The sequence below is a fragment of the Pseudoduganella sp. GW821-FHT12E03 genome (genome assembly GCF_058807115.1).
Map to the genome: position 1 here is coordinate 430,390 of NZ_JBXAQJ010000003.1, position 20,473 is coordinate 450,862.

The following is a 20,473-nucleotide window of genomic DNA, read 5'->3' on the forward strand; positions in this document are numbered from 1 at the left end:
ACAAAATTGTTAATTTTTCAGCAATTCCAATTGTGCGCAAGTACTGGCTATGCACCGGCCCAAGTCTTCCACCACAACTGTTCCATGCAAATAAAAAAAGCCCGGCCAGTGCGTGGCCGGGCTTTCTCTATGGACTACCGCGTCAGGAAGCTTCTTTCAACTGCTCCAGAATCGCCGGATTTTCCAGCGTCGACACATCCTGCGTAATCGCCTCGCCCTTGGCCAGCACGCGCAGCAAACGGCGCATGATCTTGCCCGAGCGGGTCTTCGGCAAGTTGTCGCCAAAGCGGATTTCCTTCGGTTTCGCGATCGGGCCGATTTCCTTGGCGACCCAGTTGCGCAATTCCAGCGCCAGCTTTTTCGCTTCGTCGCCGCTCGGGCGGGCCTGTTTCAGCACGACGAAGGCGCAAATCGATTCGCCGGTGGTTTCATCCGGCTTGCCAACCACGGCCGCTTCCGCCACCAGCGGGTTGGCCACCAGCGCCGATTCGATTTCCATCGTGCCCATGCGGTGGCCCGACACGTTCAGCACGTCGTCGATACGGCCGGTGATGGTGAAGTAGCCGGTGTCCTTGTGGCGGATCGCGCCGTCGCCGGCCAAGTAGTACTTGCCGCCGAACTCTTCCGGGAAGTAGCTGGTTTTGAAACGGTCCGGATTGCCCCAGATGGTGCGGATCATCGATGGCCATGGACGTTTCACCACCAGGATGCCGCCCTGGCCGTTCGGCACATCGTGGCCCGCTTCATCGACGATGGCGGTCATGATGCCCGGCAGCGGCAAGGTGCAGGAACCCGGCGTCATCGGCGTGGCGCCCGGCAGCGGCGTGATCATGTGGCCGCCGGTTTCGGTTTGCCAGAAAGTGTCGACGATCGGGCACTTTTCGCCGCCCACGTTCTTGTAGTACCACATCCACGCTTCCGGATTGATCGGCTCGCCGACGGAACCCAGCAAACGCAGCGACGACACATCAAAACTCTTCGGATGCACTTTCGCGTCGGCGTCGGACGCCTTGATCAGCGAACGGATCGCGGTCGGCGCCGTGTAGAAGATCGACACTTTATGCTTGGCGATGGTTTCCCAGAAGCGGCCCGCGTGCGGGAAGGTCGGGATGCCTTCGAACACGATCTGGGTCGCGCCAACGGACGTCGGGCCATACGCGATGTAGGTGTGGCCGGTGACCCAGCCGATATCGGCCGTGCACCAGAACACGTCGGTCGGCTTGATGTCGAAGGTCCACTTCATCGTCAGGTTGGCCCACAGCAGGTAGCCGCCGGTCGAGTGCTGCACGCCTTTCGGGGTGCCGGTCGAGCCGGACGTGTACAGGATGAACAGCGGATGTTCCGCTTCCACCCATTCCGGTTCGCATTCGGCGCTCTGCTTGGCCACCAGGTCGTGCAGCCAGGTGTCACGGCCCTCGGTGAAGGCGATCGGGTTGCCGGTGCGTTTGTAGACGATGACGTCCTTGATGGTGTCGCAGCCGCCCAGCGCCAGCGCTTCATCGACGATGGCTTTCAGGGGCAGGAACTTGCCGCCGCGCTGCTGCTCGTCGCCGGTGATGACGGCCACGGCGCCCGCGTCGATGATGCGCTCTTGCAGCGACTTGGCGGAGAAGCCGCCGAAGACCACCGAGTGGGTCGCGCCGATACGGGCGCAGGCTTGCATCGCCGCCACACCTTCCACCGACATCGACATGTAGATGATCACGCGGTCGCCCTTCTTGATGCCGCGCGATTTCAGGCCGTTGGCGAATTTGCAGACTTTTTCGTGCAATTGCTGGTAAGTAACCTTGGTCACGGCGCCGTCATCGGCCTCGAAGATGATGGCGACCTTGTCCGCGTTGCCGTTTTGCAGATTGCGGTCCAGGCAGTTGTACGACACGTTCAGCTTGCCGTCTTCGAACCATTTGTAGAATGGCGCATTGTCTTCGTTCAGCGTGCGCGTGAACGGCACCTTCCATTCCACGTTGTCGCGGGCCAGACGGGCCCAGAAACCTTCATAGTCTTGTGCGGCCTCGGCGCACAGCGCGTTGTAGGTGTCCATGCCGGACACGGTGGCGTTCGCCACAAACGATGCCGGTGGATTGAAGAGGCGGGATTCTTGTGGGCCTTGTTGTTCCGTGGTCTGCGATGTCATGCTGAAGTCTCCGTGTGGTAATCATTTTGACTACACCATAAATGTAGTCGCTTACTGATGCCTTACTAGTCCCATCCAACCATGATCAACTGGTATTTAATTGGTATGTGAATGAGCATTTCTGCAATTTTACGGCAAGTCGGCGCATTGCGGTGCAGCAGGGCAATCACATGTAGAATGTCGGCATTAATTTTCTGCAGTAAAGGAGTCAGTTTTCAATGGCGGACCGTGATCCTAATCAACAACCGTTCAAGATGTCGCCACTGCCGGCGTTCATTTTCATGTCCCGCTGGCTGCAGTTGCCGCTCTATCTGGGCCTGATCCTTGCGCAGTGCGTCTATGTGTTCCACTTCTGGGTCGAACTGAAAGACTTGATTGGCGCGGCCATGGGCAACGCCGCGTCGCTGGAACACATCTTCCACGCGGTGGCCGTGGCGGGTGCGCCTGCCCCCACCAAACTCAATGAGACCACCATCATGCTGGTGGTACTGGGCCTGATCGACGTGGTCATGATTTCCAACCTGTTGATCATGGTGATCGTGGGCGGCTATGAAACCTTCGTCTCGCGCATGCACCTGGAAGGCCACCCGGACCAGCCGGAATGGCTGTCGCACGTGAACGCGTCCGTGCTGAAGACCAAGCTGGCAATGGCGATCGTCGGCATTTCGTCGATCCACCTGCTCAAGACGTTTATCAATGCCAGTTCGTATGACACGAAAACCCTCATCGCGCAGACCGGCATTCACTGCGTATTCCTGCTGTCCACGATCGCGATCGCGTACACGGATCACCTGATGACCAAAACTCAGGCAATGACAACAAAGCACCACTGACCGCGTATTTATTTTCATCTCTAGCGAGTTCACCATGACCATCATAAAGCAAGACGATCTGATCGAATCCGTAGCCGCCGCGCTGCAATACATCAGCTATTACCACCCGGCCGACTACATCCAGCATTTGGCGCGCGCTTATGAAGTAGAGCAAAGCCCGGCTGCAAAAGATGCGATCGCACAGATCCTGACCAACTCGCGCATGTGCGCCGAAGGCAAGCGTCCGATTTGCCAGGACACCGGTATCGTCAACGTCTTCCTGAAGATCGGCATGGGTGTGCGCTTTGAAGGCTTCACCGGCACCGTCACCGACGCGATCAACGAAGGCGTGCGCCGCGCCTACAACTTCGCGGACAACAAGCTGCGCGCCTCGATCGTGGCCGACCCGCACTTCGACCGCAAGAACACTAAGGACAACACCCCGGCCGTGGTGCATATGGAACTGGTGGAAGGCGACACGGTGGACGTGAGCGTGGCGGCCAAAGGCGGCGGCTCCGAGAACAAGACCAAGTTCGTCATGCTGAACCCGTCCGACTCGCTGGTGGACTGGGTCTTGAAAACCGTCCCGCTGATGGGCGCCGGCTGGTGCCCGCCTGGCATGCTGGGTATCGGTATCGGCGGCTCGGCCGAGAAAGCCATGTTGATGGCGAAAGAGTCGCTGATGGAAGACATCGACATGTACGAGTTGAAGCAGCGCGGTCCACGCAACAAGACCGAAGAACTGCGGATCGAACTGTGCGACAAGATCAACGCGCTGGGCATCGGCGCACAGGGCCTGGGCGGCCTGACGACCGTGCTGGACGTGAAAATCAACATGTACCCGACCCACGCGGCATCGAAGCCGGTCGCCATGATCCCGAACTGCGCGGCCACCCGCCACGCGCACTTCGTGCTGGACGGTTCCGGCCCGGCCTACATCGAACCACCGAAGCTGTCCGACTGGCCGGACGTGTCGTGGGCGCCGGATACCGAAAAATCCAAGCGCGTCGACCTGAACACCCTGACGAAAGAAGAAGTCGCATCGTGGGCGCCGGGCCAGACCCTGCTGCTGAACGGCAAAATGCTGACCGGCCGCGACGCCGCGCACAAGCGCATCCAGGACATGCTGGCCAAGGGCGAAAGCCTGCCGGTGGACTTCACCAACCGCGTGATCTACTACGTCGGCCCGGTCGATCCGGTGCGCGACGAAGTGGTGGGCCCGGCCGGTCCGACCACCGCCACCCGCATGGACAAGTTCACCGACATGATGCTGGAAAAAACCGGCCTGATTTCCATGATCGGTAAAGCGGAACGCGGCCCGACGGCGATCGAATCGATCAAGAAGCACAAGTCGGCTTACCTGATGGCGGTGGGCGGCTCGGCTTACCTGGTGTCGAAGGCGATCAAGCACGCCAAAGTAGTGGGCTTCGAAGACCTGGGCATGGAAGCGATCTACGAGTTCGACGTGGTCGACATGCCGGTCACCGTGGCGGTGGATTCGCAGGGCACCTCGGTGCACAACACCGGTCCTAAAGAGTGGCAAGCCAAGATCGAGCAGTTGAACGTGGCGGTCGTCACCAAGTAAGCGGCATCGGACGCATCACCCTGCAAGGCGGATCTTCATGATCCGCCTTATTTATTTGCGGCGTATATACTGCTGGAATGACTTCACACCCTCCCTTCCCTACCCCGGCGGACGCCCCGATCGGCGTCTTTGATTCCGGCGTCGGCGGCTTGTCCGTGCTGCGCCATATCCGCGCCCAGCTGCCGCAGGAGCACTTGATTTACCTGGCCGATTCCGGCCACGCGCCCTATGGCGGCAAGACCGAGGCATTTGTGGTCGAGCGCGCACTGGCGATCGCCGCTTACCTCACCGGGCAAGGCGTCAAAGCGCTGGTGGTGGCCTGCAATACCGCCACCGTGGCCGCCATCAAGGCGGTGCGCGCGCACTATCCGGAATTGCCGGTGGTCGGCGTGGAGCCGGGCTTAAAGCCGGGCGCCGCGGCCACGCGCAACGGCAAGGTCGGCGTGCTGGCCACCGTGCGCACCCTGCAGGGTGAAAAGCTGCTGCTGCTGCGCGACCAGATTGCAGCGGCCACCGGCGCGCAATTCCTGCTACAGCCCTGCCCCGGGCTGGTGGATTTGATCGAACAGGGAGAACTCGACAGCCCCGCCACCGATGCGCTGCTGACCGGGTTCATCGCCCCGCTGCTGGCGCAGGGCGCCGATACCCTGGTGCTGGGCTGCACCCACTACCCATTTGTGCTGCCGGCGATTGAACGGGCGGTGCTGGCGGGCGGCGGGCAGGACGTGACGCTGATCGACACCGGCGGCGCGGTGGCGCGCCAGCTGGCGCGCCTGCTGGAAGGTGGCGGCTTGCAGCGTCCGGGCAGCGTCGGCCACCCGCCCCAGCTGCGCGGTTACACCACCGGCGGCGTCGATGCGCTGGCGCCCGCGTTCCGTTCGCTGCTGCAGCTCGATGTTGCGGTGGAGACGCTGAAAATTTAAGCAACATTGCAAGTAAGCCGCTATTTTCATAAAAAAGTGGCGATTACCCTTTGCAAGTTCCGTATCCGCCTATATAATTCGGTCCTGTCTTGCAGAACACAGCAAAGACAGAAGAAGTAAAGCAGTAAAACAGCGGTGGCTGTAGCTCAGTTGGTAGAGTCCAGGATTGTGATTCCTGTTGTCGTGGGTTCGAGCCCCATCAGTCACCCCAAAATTCCAAAGCCCAGCCTCGCGCTGGGCTTTTCATTTGGTACCGTTTGGCGCAAGCTAGCGCTAATTCGACCGTCACGACGCTCCCCGCGTCCCGCGAATAATGAATACAACTTCTTCCCCGCCGTTTGTGATCGGTGTCGCTGGTGGCAGCGGCAGTGGCAAATCCACGGTGACCCAGCAAGTACTGGCCGCGTTTGGCGCCGACGTGGTGTCGGTCGTCATGCAGGACGATTACTATTGCGACCAGACCCACCTCGCCCCCGACGTGCGCCGCAAGGCCAACTACGACCACCCGGACGCCTTCGACTGGCCGCTGCTGATCCAGCAAGTGCAGGCGCTGCGCAACGGCGAAGCGATCGAGATGCCGGAATACGACTTCACCATCGACAACCGCTCGACCCGGACCATTCACGTGAAACCGGCGCCGGTGATCGTCATCGAGGGCTTGTTTGCCCTGTTCGACGCCGACTTGCGCGAGCAGATGTCGCTGAAGATCTTCGTCGACACGGCGTCGGACGTGCGCTTTATCCGCCGCTTGCAGCGCGACATTTCCGAACGCGGCCGCAGCATGGAGAGCGTGATCGGGCAATACATGGAAACCGTGCGCCCGATGTACAAGCAATTCATCGAGCCGACCAAGCGCCATGCCGACGTGATCTTGCCGCACGGCGCCAATGGGCCGGCGGTGGATGTGATTACCACCAAGGTCGCCAGCGTGATTGGCAATCTGAAGCGAAACTGAGCCCCCGTCCCGCCGCCCTGAAACTCCCCTAAAGATATCTACTTGGCAATCTTGTGCTTTCAACGGCATCGGTGTTACGCTAAGTCAAATATACTTCATGCAACTTGTTGTAGCCGACTGGGGAAACCGATGGGACGAACCGAAGGGCCTGCAAAAAGCCAGGGCGAACGCATTTTCATCAGTGACTTTGGTCCACGTAATATTAAGGAATGGGACAAGGCGCCACCGCCGCTTGAAGCCATCCTGGTCTGCTCGAGGACCCTTGAGCACGAAATCAAGCCATGGGATAGCCAGCAACTGCCCGAGGCGGTGCGTCCGAATCAGGTATTTCAGCCACCAGGGGATGCCAAGCTGGCCCTCGGAGAAATTGGCAACCTGCCTCTTTTTGCCACCGTTGGCAAAAAGCCGGATTTCTTCGGCCAACCGATTGCGATCGCCTTGTACGAAGACAGTGAAACCGCCTTTTTTGCCAACCAGTATTTGCGCGAACTGAGCCAATTCGAGGGCAAGTATGCGCATGACGAGAGCCTCAAACGCCGCTTCTCGCTTGAGGATGATCTCGAAGCATGGCAACAGTTGCTGCTCCCCAAAGCCAGCACCGGTGCGATCAGCTACCTGAAAACACCAGACAAGCAGCCCGCGTTCAAAAGCGACCTGCCGGGATTCAAAACGCGCAATGTCGGCATGCCGCCCATGCCGCGCTTTAACGACAACATCGACACGGACAAAGTAGCCTGGGACGTCTATAACGAAGTCAAGGCGGCGGTGCGGCAGACTTCCACAGCATCGCCGGATCCCAACGTGTATACGCATAAAACCGGCACCATGCTGGGGGATAACGCGTTCCTGGAACCGGAGTCCGGACTGGCCTGGTACGAATCCGCGACCAAACGCCTACATCTGCAGCTCGGCAGTCAAAACATCTTCAGCGACATTGGCAATGCCGGCTCGGCAATCGAAGCCTATAAAGCTGCACTGCCTGTCGGAGAAAAAGACAAAGTCGAATGCAATGCGGAAAACCACGATATAGGGGGTGGTTTTGGTGGCCGCAACGGCTCACTGTTCGTCTATTACCTGGCCTTGGCTGCCGTGTCTGCCAAGGACCGCCCGGTGCGGCTGCGCTGGGACCGTTTTCAGCAATTCTTACTCGGCCTCAAACGGCACTCTTCCATCGTCCAGTCGTCCCTGCGCGCCGCCCCGGTTTCAGGGGAATTCCTGGCGCTCGAGTCCTATTACGTGCTGGGCGCCGGCATCCAGGCCAATTTAAGCAGCGCCATCGTGGCACTGGGCACCCTGCACCTGACCGGCCCCTACCGCATCCCCAAGACATCCCTGCACGGCATGGCGTCATTACGGCCACATACGCCCTGCGGCCCATCGCGCGGCTTCGGCATCCCGCAAGCATGCCTGCATATCGAGACCCTGGTGGACCGGATCGCGGCCAACCTCAAGCTCGATCCCATCGAATTGAGGCTGCGGAACCTGTTCAAGAATGGCGACATGGACCCGGCCGGTTATAAACTCAACTTCCATGTTGCCAACCGCGAAGTCATCGAGGCAGCCAAGGCCCATGACATATGGATCAACCGCAAGCAGCGCCAGATTGACATGCGTGACCAGGGTCTGGCATACGGCGTGGGCTTTGCCGCCAATATGGAAGCCTACGGGGCATCCAGCGATCCCGTGTTCGGCGCCGTGCGGCTGACACACGATGGCAATGTCATTGTTTATTCCGACGCGGCGGAAATGGGGCAAGGCAGCCGTACTTCCCTTGCTTTGGTGGTGGAAGCGCTGCTTGGTGTCAGGCCAGGCATGGACGACATCAAGCTCGCCGAAACCGGCATATTCGAAGCGCCGTTTACCAGCCAGCTGAAACACAGTTCCAGCACCGCATCGCGGACTGCCTTTATCCACGTGCACCCAATCCGCGAAGCCTGCCAACTGTTAATGCAGCATGGCTTCCTGCCGGCCGCACAGCACATCCTGGGACTCGCAGCCCTTCCGCGCGAATACCGCTGGGAAGGCGACTCGCTTCATATCCCCGGCGCGGAGCCGGTCAAGCGCACCACGCTGCTCGAGACGATCCGCGGCAAACACCTGTGGAGCGGTGTCATGTGTCACGCCGCGTTCCAAAATGGCTGGCGCAAAGCCACCGCGATCATCGACGATGAAAAAACCCCGGTCTTCCTCGATGGGATTGCGATCCAGGCGGAATTCACCAACGCATGGCACACCCTGCCCGTCACGCCGGAAGATCCACCGAAGGGTGCGCCACAGCGTTCGCTCTATGCATCGGCAGGCCACCTGGTCGAAGTGACGGTCGACACGAACAGCGGCCGCTTGACCGTGCTGTCCTGCCATTCCATCCTCGACGCGGGCGACATCATCAGCATGGAAATCGTTGAAGGCCAGGCCGAAGGCGGCTTTGCCATGGGCCTTGGATTCGCGCTGTCGGAACAAATTCCCGACGATCCGCGCGACGCGGATTTCATGAACTTCCATACGTACCGGGCGCCGCGGTTCAAAAACGTGGCGCCAGTTCGGCACACGCTGGAATTGATACCGCTGCCCAGCGGTGTCAGCATCCTGCCGGACGGACAGCCCAAGGCACGTTCGAAAGGCATTGCGGAAGCCGTGATGACCACCGTCGCACCGGCGCTGGCTAACGCCATTGCCCATGCGTCAGGCAATTATGACTGGCTCAACGGATTGCAATTGCCACTGACCCGTCAATTCATCCTGAGCGCGTTTGAGGGAAAACATTAATGGATAAAATCAACGTCCACCTGACAGTCAACGACCAGGAAGTGAACACCATGGCGCACGGCAGCAGGTCGTTGCTCAACCTGCTGCATGACGACCCAGGCCTCCAGGCCCGGGGCACCAAGCATGGATGCGGAATCGGCGAATGCCGCGCCTGCACGGTGCTGGTGGCCGATCCGAAGGCTGGCCACCGGCGCGCGCAACAAAGCTGCATGACACCGTTACGCCATTGCCAGGGCCAACACATCTACACCATTGAGTCGGTCGCCGGCACCGAGTACGCACAGGTACAAAAGGAATTCGTCGACAACTTCGCGTTCCAGTGCGGCTATTGCGCGCCCGGCTTTATCATGTCGACCATCGGCTTGCTCGAACAGTTGAAGGTCAAGCCCGTCCCGCCGGAACAGCTGCCGCAACTGATACAGGACGCATTGGGCGAAAACTTTTGCCGATGCACGGGGTATGCAAAATATTACGCGTCGATTAAACGGCTGGCGGCCGGCGCGATCGGCGCCGATCCAGATGAGGTTCCCGACGCGGCGCCCACGCCACCACCACCGCCACCGCAGCCCTACTTCAAGACGGCGGCGCAGGGGCCTCACCGCACGTTCGCGTCGGCACACCTGGAGCTGATCCGGCTACTGCGCTCGGCGGCGGAAATCGAACATTCGCTGATGATCCAGTACCTGTATGCGGTGTTTTCCATCAAGCTGCCGCGCTATGCCATGCTGGCCGGCTGGAGCACCCACCGCCATGGCGGCCCGCCCAACAGCCTGCTCGGGGTGGCGGTGGAGGAAATGGTGCACCTGTACACGGTGAACCAGCTGCTGGTCGCCTTGGGGGCCCGCCCCAACCTGGGCCGCCAGCAATTCCCGCTGGAATCCGATGTCTATCCGTTTCCTGTGCATCTGGAGCCGCTCAGTCCCGGCAGCGTTGCCAAGTACGCGTATATCGAAGCGCCGCACGGCCAGATCCTGCCGGACAATAGCAACCCGATCAGCGAAGCGGTCAACCGCTGGCTGAGCCGCTATGTCCGCCTCAATCCAGTTGGCAGCATTTACGACCGGATTCTGCACCTGCTGACCGAGCTGGAAACGTCCGGCCATTTCCCCGGTCTCGACTATGCGCACTGGCGCAGCGAGCTGGGCAAGATCAAGGACGAAGGCGAAGGCGGGCACTTTGAATTATTCAGCGGCATTTTGCTTGGGACGCACCCCGCATTTTCCGGCGTGGACAACCCATGGGAATTGCCGCCGCAGCATCCCGACTACCCGGCATATCCATTACCCTCCAATCCCAGCGCATGCGAGGGTGCCGACGGCGCCATCCTGGCGCCGGCATTTCGTCGAGTGGCCTGGCTGTCCAACTTGTATTACTGGCTGGTCTGCATGGCGCTCGATTGGTCGCATATGCACGATGGCCGCCTGCTGCAAGCGTCGCGCCGCCTCATGTGGGGACCGATACGCAGCATTGGCCAGTTCCTGGCTAGCAATGGCGTGGGCATTCCGTTCGACACCTTGCCCATGACCTATTCCCCTGGCTTGACGGATCCGGACCGGCTGCATTTGATGGAAGAAATGTGCGAGGAAATCACCCGTTGCGAACAGGAAGTGCTGCGTCATTTGCCGGAAGATTATCCGCTCGACTGCATTAAAACCTTTATGCAGGAAATGAAGGCCAACAGCCCTGTCGAAACACTGGAAAGGGCAAAGGATAAAGCGGCGAGCAGTCAACTTTAATCAGCGCGAAACATCGCCATGCCAACTCGTTGGAACCATGAAACCCACCCTCACCTACACCACCGCCCAATCCCGCGCCGACCTCGAGCAAATCCTTGCCCTGCAGCGCGCCAACCTGCCTGGCGCCGCGCCGGGGCAGGATGAGCAGGGGTTCGTGACGCTGCAGTACACAGTGCCGCTGCTGGAATCCGTGTGCGGCCCGTACCGCCATGTGATCGCGACAGATGGCGGCCAGGTGGTCGGCTATACGCTAGTACTGCTGCCGGAAGCGAAGGAATACTTTCCCGAGATTGGCAACATGTTTGAAGCGGTCGACGCCTGGCGCGCAGCGGATGCGCGCTACTTCGTCATGGGCCAGGTCTGCGTGGCCGATGGTTACCGGGGCCAGGGCATGTTCCGCGGGCTGTACCACAAGCTGCGCGAGGAAATGCGGGCGCACTTTGATTTCGTCGCCACCGATGTGTCGCGTAAAAACCTGCGCTCGATGCATGCGCACGCCGGTGTCGGTTTCAAGGAAATCAATCAAGGATCACCGTGGCAGGTGATCGTGTGGGACTGGCAGTAACCGCCGGCTAGGGACGCGACTGCTGATACTGGCGGTAATCGGCGGTCGTGCGGTACTCGGCCAGCGCCTGCCAGTAGCGGTCGGCGAAGCGGGCATGCTGGGCATGGAACTGGCGCGACATCATCAGGTACAGCGGCGTTTGCTCAAACGGTTTACCGGCCCGCTCGATCTTGCCTTCATAGCGCGCCGCCACCAATGGGTCCGCTTCGAGTTCCATCGCAATCACGCCATCGAGCCGCCCTGCCGCCAGCTTGGCGACATTCGGGTCCAGCGCCTTGCTGCCATCGTCGTAGGCAACGCCCAGTTGCTGCAGGCGCTCGATGATGAATACAAACCCGGATTCCACGCCGATGCGGCCATCCCCCAGTCCGGTCAGGCGCTGGCCATCCCAGTCCAGTGGCGTCCCCTTGCGGCGGTACAGGAAATAACGCGGCACGGCCATGGCTTTTCGCTCATCGAGTCCATTGCCCGCCGTGGGAAACACCGCGTATTCGGCGCGTTCGGCGGAATACGCGCCAACCATGCCATCGACCAGGCCGGCCTTCAACTCTTCCACGCAGCGGCGGCGCGGTGCCACGCGGCGCTCCAGCTCGACGCCCATGCCGCGCGCGGCTTGCTGCATCAGGTATTGCAGGTGGCCGGTGCCATCGACCCGCGCATAGGGTGGATAGTCGACATCCATCGAACACAGGCGGAACCGTGCAGGCGCAGGCGCCGCCGATACAGGCGGCTCGTTGCCGGCCCAACCCGGCGCCACGGCAGACATGGCGGAAATGGCCGCCAGCGTCATGACTTTCCGACACCACGTCGAGAACACCACTCACTCCCTTTATGCAATTTGTCTCCAGAGTAACACGCAACATGAAAAAGATTGAGGGAATCGAAGTCGAGGCCGCCCGAAATGCCTACAATGGACCTAATGATTTAAGCCAAGTTGATGGGGCTGTTCGCTGCACCGGTGCAAACCGCTGCAGCGATTTTTTTTCAGGGCTCCACCCGCGCCAGCAAGGCAAACAGCCGCGTCATGTCGACGGGCTTGACGAAGTGATAATCGAAACCGGCCGAATACGCTTCCTGCCGGTCGCGTTCCTGTCCATACCCGGTAATCGCCACCAATACCGCGTTGGCGGTTTCCGGCCGGGCGCGCAGGCGGCGCGCCAGTTCATTGCCGTCGATGCCCGGCAAACCGATGTCCAGCAGGCACACGTCCGGCCGCATGGCGCGGGCCGCATCCATGCCGGCATACGGATGGTTTTCCACACGGACCGTATGGCCCGCATCGGACAACACCATGCCCAGCGTGCTGGCGGCATCCACGTTATCGTCGACCACCAGCAATTTCAGGTTGCGGGCCACGGGGTCGGCGCCGCCGCTGTCGGCCAGCACCGCGCTGTCCGCGCCCGGCTGCGCCATCGGCAGGCGCAGGATAAAGGTACTGCCCTTGCCGATGCCGTCGCTGTGCGCGGCCACGCTGCCGTGGTGCGCTTCCGCCAGGCGTTGCACCAGCGCCAGGCCCAGGCCCATGCCGCCCTGGGAGCGGTCCAGGGTGCGCTCGTCTTGCGCAAACAAGTCAAAGGCGCGCGCCAGCAATTCCGGACGCATGCCGACGCCGTTGTCGCGCACCGTCACCGTGATGTTTTCGCCCCGCACACTGACGCGCAATTCCACAAAACCATCTTCCGGCGTGTACTTGGCGGCGTTGTTGAGCAGGTTGGCCAGCACTTGCACCAGGCGCTTATTGTCACCATGGATAAACACGGCTTCCTGCGGCAGGTGCACATTGAAGCGGTGGCGGCGCGCTTCCATCAGCGGCCGCACCTGCTCCACCGCGTGCGACACCACGGTGCGGAAATCCAGCGTTTCCTTTTTCAGCGCCACCATGCCGCGCGTCACGCGCGACACGTCGAGCAAATCATCGATCAATCCCGTCATGTGGCGCACCTGGCGTGAAATCACTTCACTGGTGCGCTTGACCGTGGCTTCGTCGAACTGGAACCGGCGCAGCAATTCCGCGGCGGTCCCGATCGGCGCCAGCGGATTGCGCAATTCATGCGCCAGCATCGCCAGGAATTCATCCTTGCGGCTGTCCGCATCGCGCAGCGCGGCTTGCGCGCGCTTGCTGGCGTCGTGTTCCGCGTGTAATGCCGCCACCGCGCGCACCCGCTCCGCCGCTTCCCAGGTGCGCTGCACCACATCCTGCGTCATCGAGATATCGTCGCGGGTCCACTGGCGCGGCGTGGCCATCGTCAAGTTCAGCGCGCACGTCACCCGTCCCTGCTGCATCAGCGGCACCACCACCATGGCGGCGATCCCCAGCGCCTGGTACTGGTGCGCGTGGGGCGCCGTGCGGCGGTCGATATGGATGTCATCGACCACAAACGGTTTGCCATCGCCCAGGATGGCCATGATTTCCGGACCCAGTTCATCGAGCTTGAAACTCGAGGGCAGCGGCGGCAAGGCGCCGCCTTCCGCCGACGTCCACAGGCCCTGCAGGAACGCCGTGTGGCTGGCGGCATGGATTTCCGAGTAATACACGCGCGATACCCGCAAATACTTGCCCAGCAATTCCGTCGACACCGCCGTGATTTCCGCCGCCGAACCCAGCGCGCGCAACTGGTCGGCCATGTCGAGCTGGAATGCCTGGCGCCGGTTCAGCGCGACGAACGCGCGTTCGGCCAGCACTTCGCGGGTCGATTCCGTCAGCACCAGCAACACGCCTTCGACCTGGCCGCTGTCACCCCAGATCGGGCTGTGGCAATGGGTGAAGTAGGTTTCACGCTGGGTATGCCCCCGCTCAGGCGCATAGCTGGCGTTTTCCACGTAATACGTTTCGCCCGTAAACACATGTTCAAAAATGGGGCCGAGCTGATCCCACATTTCCCGCCACAATTCAATCACCGGGCGGCCCAGATGGCCCGGGTGCTTGCTGCCCAGCACATGGGCAAAGGCGTCGTTATAAAAGGTCAGCAAGTCCCGGCCCCAGTGGATCGCCATGGGGAATTTGGAGGCGAGGATCGTGCGCAACGCCATTTGCAGGCTGAGCGGCCACTGCTCCGGCGCCCCCATGCGGGACGCGCGCCAATCGCAGGCGCGCAGCCGTTCGCCGCACTCGCCGCCCCCGTCCAGGAAGGCCAGACGGGAAGCGGCCAGGGGTTGAAATAGATCGTTGCTCATCAGGGTGTTGCCATAAAAACATTTCCCCGAATGATACACGGACTTGCCAAATTAGATATAGAAAAGATTGCATATCCCGGGGCACGCCACGCTGGCGCCCCGGCGTGCGGAAATACAACGGAGGGCGCATGGATACACGGTTTGCACGGTTTTTTACTGCCATTCTCCCGCGCCGGTGGTATGATTTTTACATACCAAGAAGAAAGTTTAGTTGCAAATTTTTAATACCAAGCACCGAATAACGCTCCTAGCAGGGAGCCTTGCCACGTAGCCTGCAGGGACTACGATGGCCTTGCCGGGCGCTGCTAACAACAGCCGCATCCCAATAAGTGCAACGCACGGAATGCCGTCCCATGGACGGCATTTTTTTTATCCGGATATTATTGTGACTGCGCAGTCGCGCGTTGCCCTAAGGCATTGAATAGACGGTACAATGCCATCACCACCACGTCCCACTTTTCCGAGCTGACCATGTCCGAAGACAAACCCTTGACGGCCGAAGAGAAGATCCTGGCCCAGCTGTCCACCTACAGCAAAGAAACGCCCATCGGCCACCCCGATATCGATGGCCGCGCCGGTATTTTCGTTCCTTCCGCGGAATTCAATTTTGCGGCCAACGCCACCATCCGCATGGGGTGCGGCATTGTCGGCTTCGGCAATCCCGATGGGACGCTGACGGTGTATTTCGAAGGCAACCGCTTCGATGAAACCAGCCTGCACAAATGGGAAAACAAGGTGCGCAAGGCGTACGACCGCATGGTGATGCGGGCGCCGACCGTATCGAAGGGCAAGCTGGACGCCAAGCAACTGGAACTGGTCGGCCTGATCGAAGGCAACGGTATCAACATCAAGCACCCGGAAAAACTGGTGCACTGGCTGACGGTGTCGAACGCGATGGATACCGCGCCGGCGTCCGATCACATAACATGGAAGAAAGATAAGTTTTAACGAGGCAAAGTCCTACAGGGTGGAGGACTTTCCGCTGATCCCCGTCCAGCGGGTGCGCTACTAAGATGACGTCATACCGTCATCGAATTGCAGGAGCGCACCATGACTCGCTTTAGCCCCATCACATTCGGATCGCTGCTGGTCGGACTGGCCGGCCTCTCCACCTGGCTGCTGTGCTCGGCCGAAGTCTTGCACAAAGCCTCGTTCTTCTTCGTGCACTAAACCCCGATCCTCAACGGCGGCGGCCGCGATAATGGCGGTGGCCCCAATTGCCGAACACGAAGTCCAGCCCGATCGTCACCGGCGGATAGTAATACGCCGGCGCTGGCGCATACACGGGAGAAACCGGTTCGGTCGTATATTCGACCCGTGCCTGCGCCGGCACCGGTCTGAATTCTTCGGTCGTATATTCCGTCGGCCGGGTATCGCGCGCGATGACGCGGCTGCCCGGGGCAACCGGCGTGACCGACACCGTATGCCATTCATAAGGGTTGACCGGCTGGGCGCGCGCATAACGCTGCTGCGCCGGCACGGCGCAACCAGACAAGACCGTGGCGGCGGTAACGGCGGCCAGGACGCCGAAGGATGGGATCGCAATTTTCATGGACAGACTCCAGTTTGATCTATCACTATAGGAAATTCCGGAACGCCTTTCCGCATTTCTTACCGGCTGTTACATGAAAAAACGCGAAAAAAAACCGGCCACCAGGGCCGGTTCGGTTGCAGCGGCGCAGGCACGCCGATCGCAATAAATCAATCCAGTTTCCAGGCGTAGTCCACCTTGGTCCAGGTGATATCCGGTTTGCCGTCCTTGGTGCCCGGCTTGAACTTGCACGCACTGATGGCCTTGATGGCGGCCTTGTCCAGGTTCTTGAAACCGCTGGACTTATCAACTTTGGACTCCAGCACATCGCCCGAGGCCGATACCTGGAACGACATGGTGACGGTACCCTGCTCTTCGTTCATCAACGAGGCTTTCGGATATTCAGCCTTGCAATTCTTTGCATCAAAGCTGGCGGGAACTTCTGCGGCAAACGCTGCGCCCGAAACGAGCACCGCAGCGATAACACTCAACCAACGCTTATTCGTAAACATCTGATTTCCCCGTGTGTGATCTGCTGGAGTTGAACGACGCCGGATTACAGTTTCCAGACGTAGTCGACTTTGGTCCAGGTCTGCGCCACAGCACCATCCTTGGTGCCAGGCTTGAATTTGCAAGCACTGATCGCTTTCACTGCTGCCTTGTCCAGGTTCTTGAAGCCGCTCGATTTGTCGACTTTCGAATCCAGCACGTCGCCGGACGGGGATACCAGGAACGACATCGATACTGCGCCCTGCTCTTCATTCAACAGCGAGGCCTTGGGGTATTCAGCCTTGCAGTTCTTTGCATCGAAAACGGCGGAGACTTCTGCTGCAAAAACGGACGTGCTGAAAACGGCGGCTGCGATAAAACTGATCGAATACTTGGTCATGTTCAATAATTCTCTCTTGGTTTGAATGGATGGCGGCTCCCTTCGCAGCCATCCGCACTGCTATTTAAAACTCTTCCCATTCGTCGGCGGCCGCGGTGGCCGCTGCGACTTTCTTTGCCGCCGGCTTACTGGCGGCCGGTGCGGCAACTTTCTTCACTGGCGGACGCGCCACCGGTGGTTTCGCCTTGGCGACCACCGCGGTCGAAACCGGCACTGCCCGCTTGCGCTCTTCGCCTTCGGTCAGCTTGAAGATGCTGACCACGCGGGCCAGTTCGGACGCCTGGTCTTGCAAGCTTTGTGCGGCAGCGGCGGCTTCTTCCACCAGTGCGGCATTTTGCTGGGTCATGCTGTCCATCTCAATGATCGACTGGTTCACCTGTTCGATACCGGCGCTCTGTTCCTGGCTTGCGCTGGCAATCTCGCCCATGATGTCGGTCACGCGGCGCACCGAATCCACCACTTCATCCATCGTCACGCCAGCCTGGCCGACCAGTTTCGAACCGCGCTCGACTTTCTCCACCGAATCGCCGATCAGCGTCTTGATCTCTTTCGCCGCAGCGGCGGAACGCTGGGCCAGCGAACGCACTTCCGACGCCACCACCGCGAAGCCGCGGCCCTGCTCACCGGCACGGGCTGCTTCCACCGCGGCATTCAGCGCCAGGATGTTGGTCTGGAACGCGATACCGTCGATAACGCCGATGATATCCACAATCTTGTTGGCCGACTCATTAATCGAGCTCATGGTGTCTACAACTTGCGACACTACCTCGCCACCCTTGCGCGCCACGTCCGATGCGTTGGCTGCCAGCTGGTTGGCCTGGCGGGCATTGTCGGCGTTTTGTTTCACGGTCGAGGTCAGTTCTTCCATGGCCGACGCGGTCTTTTCCAGCGCCGATGCCTGCATTTCCGTACGCGACGACAGGTCGGTATTGCCGGCGGCGATTTCACGCGAGGCGGTGCCGATGGTTTCGGTGCCGTTGCGCACCTGGCCAACGATGCCGACCAGGCTGTTACGCATGTCTTTCATTTCCACCAGCAGGCTGTCCTTGTCGGTGCTGTTGGTGTCGATCGCCACGGACAGGTCGCCGTCAGCGATACGGCCGGCGATGGCGGCGGTGTAATCCGGTTCGCCGCCCAGCTGTTTCAGCAGGCCGCGGGTAATGATATAAGCGGCGGCAATGCCCATGGCGGTGGCCAGGCCGCCCAGGATGATCATGAAGGTACGCGCGCCGGAGAAGCCTTCCGCCGCATCTTTCTTGACTTGTTCATTGAGCTTGTCTTCCAGCGCGGACAGCTGGTCCAGGGACTCGATCCATTTTTTCTGGACTGGACGGATTTCCTTGATCATGACCTTGGTGGCGGCTTCGGCCTGGTCATTCATCCACAGGTCGGACGCTTTGGCGATGGCCGGCATGGCGGCGCCTTCATGCTCGACGATTTGCGCCAGCAGGGCCTTCTCTTCCTTGGTGCCTTCCTTGGCAAACAGTTCTTGCAGCTTCTTTTGCGCAGCAGCGTACTTTTCCGCTTCTTCCTTGATTTTCTTCATTTCCGGTTCCATGTCACCGGAGTCGCTCATCAAGGTCAAAACGCGCAGGCGGTCACCACGGCTGACGACGTTATTGCGCATGTCGATCACCTGCCGTGTCACTACACTGTTAAAGCTGACGACGTGGTCCAGACGGTCCTGAATCTGTGCCATGCGAATAATCCCGACCAGCGTCACCGCGATCAGGAATACCAGCACCAACGCAAACCCGAGGCCCAGGCGCGTCCCCACTTTCATTTTTGCAAAATTCATTTCGGCTTCTTTGTAAGTGACACTATTGATAAGAAATACCCAGGAATGCATTCATCTTGCATGATTGACATCCGCCAAGTCCCGTTGCTGCCGCGCAAGTAAAGACAGTAACAAACAATGACTGCGAATGCAAAACTTGCGCTTCCGGTTGTGACAATGTGTGGTTTTTCAGCGCATTCACGGTACACAGCGGGTGCACAGCGGAGAGTGTGACTATGTGTGTATATTCGAAATTATAGTGGCAAAATTTTCCCTGGGGCAAGCAAAAACTGCCTCAATTTTACGCATCCTAACTTTCTGCGGAGAAAGCAAGATAACGCAAACATTGCATGGGAATTTCATCTTTTAACGGCTAAAAATGCGGTTAATTAATGAAGCGATAGCGGCGCGGGCCGAAACCCATTTGCGCCGATATATTGCCACATAGAAAGTATGAAGTGTTAAATATTATGCAAAGCCGTGTAACCGCGCAGCGGCTTCCAGTAACAGTCGGGCGTCGCCGCTGGCCAGCTTTTTCGAGTCGGACAGGGTCTGGCGGAACTGCTTGGCGCCCGGCAAGCCTTGCATCAGGCCCAGCATGTGGCGCGTGAGGCTGTTCATCTTGAGGCCGCGCGCGCCCTCCTTCGCCAACTGGGCCTGGATATACGGCACCATCGCGGCCAACACTTCGGCGCGGGTCTTCACGGGGGCATCGGAACCGTAATAACGCTGGTCGAAACGCGCCATCATATATGGATTGTGATAAGCCTCGCGGCCCAGCATCACGCCATCGACATACTTTAAATGCTCGTCGATTTCCGATTCGGTTTTAATGCCGCCATTAATCAGGATTTCAAAGTCGGGAAAGTCCTGTTTCAGTTTGTATGCGAAGTCATATTTTAACGGCGGGATTTCCCGGTTTTCCTTCGGCGACAAGCCTTTCAGGATGGCATTACGGGCGTGCACAATAAAAGTACGGCAACCGGCGTCTGCCACCGTGCCGACGAAGTCACGCACGAAGTCGTAACTTTCGGTTTTATCGATGCCGATGCGGTGCTTGACGGTGACGTCGATGGTGACGGCGTCGCGCATGGCCTTGACGCAATCGGCCACCAGTTGCGGCTCCGCCATCAGGCAGGCGCCGAAGGCGCCTTTTTGCACGCGTTCGGACGGGCAGCCGCAATTGAGGTTGATTTCATCGTAGCCCCACTGCTGGCCCAGGCGGGCAGCGGTGGCCAGGTCGGCCGGGTCGCTGCCGCCCAGTTGCAGGGCGACCGGGTGTTCTTCTTCATTGAAACGCAGGTGGCGCTCCACGTCGCCATAGACCAGCGCGCCGGTGGTGACCATTTCCGTATACAGCCACGTGTGTTTGGTGATTTCCCGGTGGAATACGCGGCAATGGCGGTCGGTCCAGTCCATCATCGGGGCCACGGACAGGCGGCGGCCGTTCACGTTGGTAGCGGCGGGGACGGCGGTGGCGATGTCGGACAGGATGGTCATGTTGGCAAGCTATGCAGGGGCGAAAACTGGGCTGCATATTATACAGGCAGATTCCGCGCCTGCCCGCGCTGGTGTTGGCACTGGTGTCGGCGGGGCCAACCGTAGGGCGGTTCGCTTGCGAGCCGC

At 59.9% G+C, this 20,473-nt stretch carries 16 protein-coding genes and 1 tRNA gene; 9 read left to right on the top strand and 8 right to left on the bottom strand.

Annotated features, from left to right (window positions below; genetic code table 11):
• Window positions 1-142 precede the first annotated feature (142 nt).
• Window positions 143-2,134 carry an acetate--CoA ligase gene (gene acs, locus AC1RRC_RS09780; protein WP_493055251.1) on the bottom strand — a complete coding sequence of 664 codons (1,992 nt, stop codon included), beginning with the start codon at window positions 2,132-2,134 and terminating at the stop codon, window positions 143-145.
• Between the two features lie 281 nt (window positions 2,135-2,415).
• Here acs and AC1RRC_RS09785 point away from each other — a divergent pair, with 281 nt between their 5' ends.
• The 8 genes from AC1RRC_RS09785 (at window position 2,416) to AC1RRC_RS09820 (ending at window position 11,476) form a co-directional block, all read left to right on the top strand.
• Window positions 2,416-2,967, top strand: a complete 552-nt coding sequence (locus AC1RRC_RS09785; protein WP_493055255.1) for a TIGR00645 family protein — start codon at window positions 2,416-2,418, stop codon at window positions 2,965-2,967.
• Window positions 2,968-3,001: 34 nt separating this feature from the next.
• The gene (locus tag AC1RRC_RS09790) at window positions 3,002-4,531 is read left to right on the top strand and encodes a fumarate hydratase (RefSeq protein ID WP_493055257.1); all 1,530 of its coding nucleotides are present in this window, start codon (window positions 3,002-3,004) and stop codon (window positions 4,529-4,531) included.
• A 77-nt stretch (window positions 4,532-4,608) separates the two neighbouring features.
• Window positions 4,609-5,454 carry a glutamate racemase gene (gene murI / locus AC1RRC_RS09795; RefSeq protein WP_493055259.1) on the top strand — a complete coding sequence of 282 codons (846 nt, stop codon included), beginning with the start codon at window positions 4,609-4,611 and terminating at the stop codon, window positions 5,452-5,454.
• A 135-nt stretch (window positions 5,455-5,589) separates the two neighbouring features.
• A tRNA-His gene (locus AC1RRC_RS09800) sits at window positions 5,590-5,665 on the top strand.
• Window positions 5,666-5,767: 102 nt separating this feature from the next.
• The gene (gene udk / locus AC1RRC_RS09805; RefSeq protein ID WP_493055262.1) at window positions 5,768-6,409 is read left to right on the top strand and encodes a uridine kinase; all 642 of its coding nucleotides are present in this window, start codon (window positions 5,768-5,770) and stop codon (window positions 6,407-6,409) included.
• Window positions 6,410-6,451: 42 nt separating this feature from the next.
• Window positions 6,452-9,175 (top strand): xanthine dehydrogenase family protein molybdopterin-binding subunit, encoded by a 2,724-nt coding sequence (locus AC1RRC_RS09810; RefSeq protein ID WP_493055266.1) that lies wholly within the window; start codon window positions 6,452-6,454, stop codon window positions 9,173-9,175.
• Entirely contained in the window at window positions 9,175-10,911 is a 1,737-nt protein-coding gene (locus AC1RRC_RS09815; RefSeq protein ID WP_493055267.1) for a ferritin-like domain-containing protein, read from the top strand. Before AC1RRC_RS09810 ends, AC1RRC_RS09815 begins: the two co-directional genes overlap by 1 nt.
• 37 nt (window positions 10,912-10,948) lie before the next feature.
• Window positions 10,949-11,476, top strand: coding sequence for a GNAT family N-acetyltransferase (locus AC1RRC_RS09820; RefSeq protein ID WP_493055268.1), 528 nt, complete (start codon window positions 10,949-10,951; stop codon window positions 11,474-11,476).
• Between the two features lie 7 nt (window positions 11,477-11,483).
• Here AC1RRC_RS09820 and AC1RRC_RS09825 read toward each other — a convergent pair whose 3' ends face one another.
• Together AC1RRC_RS09825 and AC1RRC_RS09830 are read right to left on the bottom strand one after the other, a co-directional pair.
• Window positions 11,484-12,266, bottom strand: coding sequence for a substrate-binding periplasmic protein (locus tag AC1RRC_RS09825; RefSeq protein WP_493055269.1), 783 nt, complete (start codon window positions 12,264-12,266; stop codon window positions 11,484-11,486).
• A 194-nt stretch (window positions 12,267-12,460) separates the two neighbouring features.
• Window positions 12,461-14,650 carry a hybrid sensor histidine kinase/response regulator gene (locus AC1RRC_RS09830; protein ID WP_493055270.1) on the bottom strand — a complete coding sequence of 730 codons (2,190 nt, stop codon included), beginning with the start codon at window positions 14,648-14,650 and terminating at the stop codon, window positions 12,461-12,463.
• Between the two features lie 471 nt (window positions 14,651-15,121).
• On the opposite strand from AC1RRC_RS09830, the gene AC1RRC_RS09835 reads away from it, so the two are divergent.
• Complete coding sequence (locus AC1RRC_RS09835) at window positions 15,122-15,598, top strand: hypothetical protein (RefSeq protein ID WP_493055271.1); 477 nt, start codon at window positions 15,122-15,124, stop codon at window positions 15,596-15,598.
• A 232-nt stretch (window positions 15,599-15,830) separates the two neighbouring features.
• Here AC1RRC_RS09835 and AC1RRC_RS09840 read toward each other — a convergent pair whose 3' ends face one another.
• From AC1RRC_RS09840 to dusA, 5 genes are all read right to left on the bottom strand, one after another.
• Window positions 15,831-16,202, bottom strand: coding sequence for a hypothetical protein (locus tag AC1RRC_RS09840; RefSeq protein ID WP_493055272.1), 372 nt, complete (start codon window positions 16,200-16,202; stop codon window positions 15,831-15,833).
• 149 nt (window positions 16,203-16,351) lie between these two features.
• On the bottom strand, window positions 16,352-16,693 hold the full coding sequence (locus tag AC1RRC_RS09845) for an energy transducer TonB (RefSeq protein ID WP_493055273.1): 342 nt from the start codon (window positions 16,691-16,693) through the stop codon (window positions 16,352-16,354).
• Window positions 16,694-16,737: 44 nt separating this feature from the next.
• Window positions 16,738-17,070: an energy transducer TonB gene (locus AC1RRC_RS09850; protein ID WP_493055274.1), complete on the bottom strand. Its 333-nt coding sequence runs from the start codon at window positions 17,068-17,070 to the stop codon at window positions 16,738-16,740.
• A 64-nt stretch (window positions 17,071-17,134) separates the two neighbouring features.
• Window positions 17,135-18,868: a methyl-accepting chemotaxis protein gene (locus AC1RRC_RS09855; RefSeq protein ID WP_493055275.1), complete on the bottom strand. Its 1,734-nt coding sequence runs from the start codon at window positions 18,866-18,868 to the stop codon at window positions 17,135-17,137.
• A gap of 447 nt (window positions 18,869-19,315) precedes the next feature.
• Entirely contained in the window at window positions 19,316-20,347 is a 1,032-nt protein-coding gene (gene dusA / locus AC1RRC_RS09860) for a tRNA dihydrouridine(20/20a) synthase DusA (protein ID WP_493055276.1), read from the bottom strand.
• Between the last annotated feature and the right edge of the window lie 126 nt (window positions 20,348-20,473).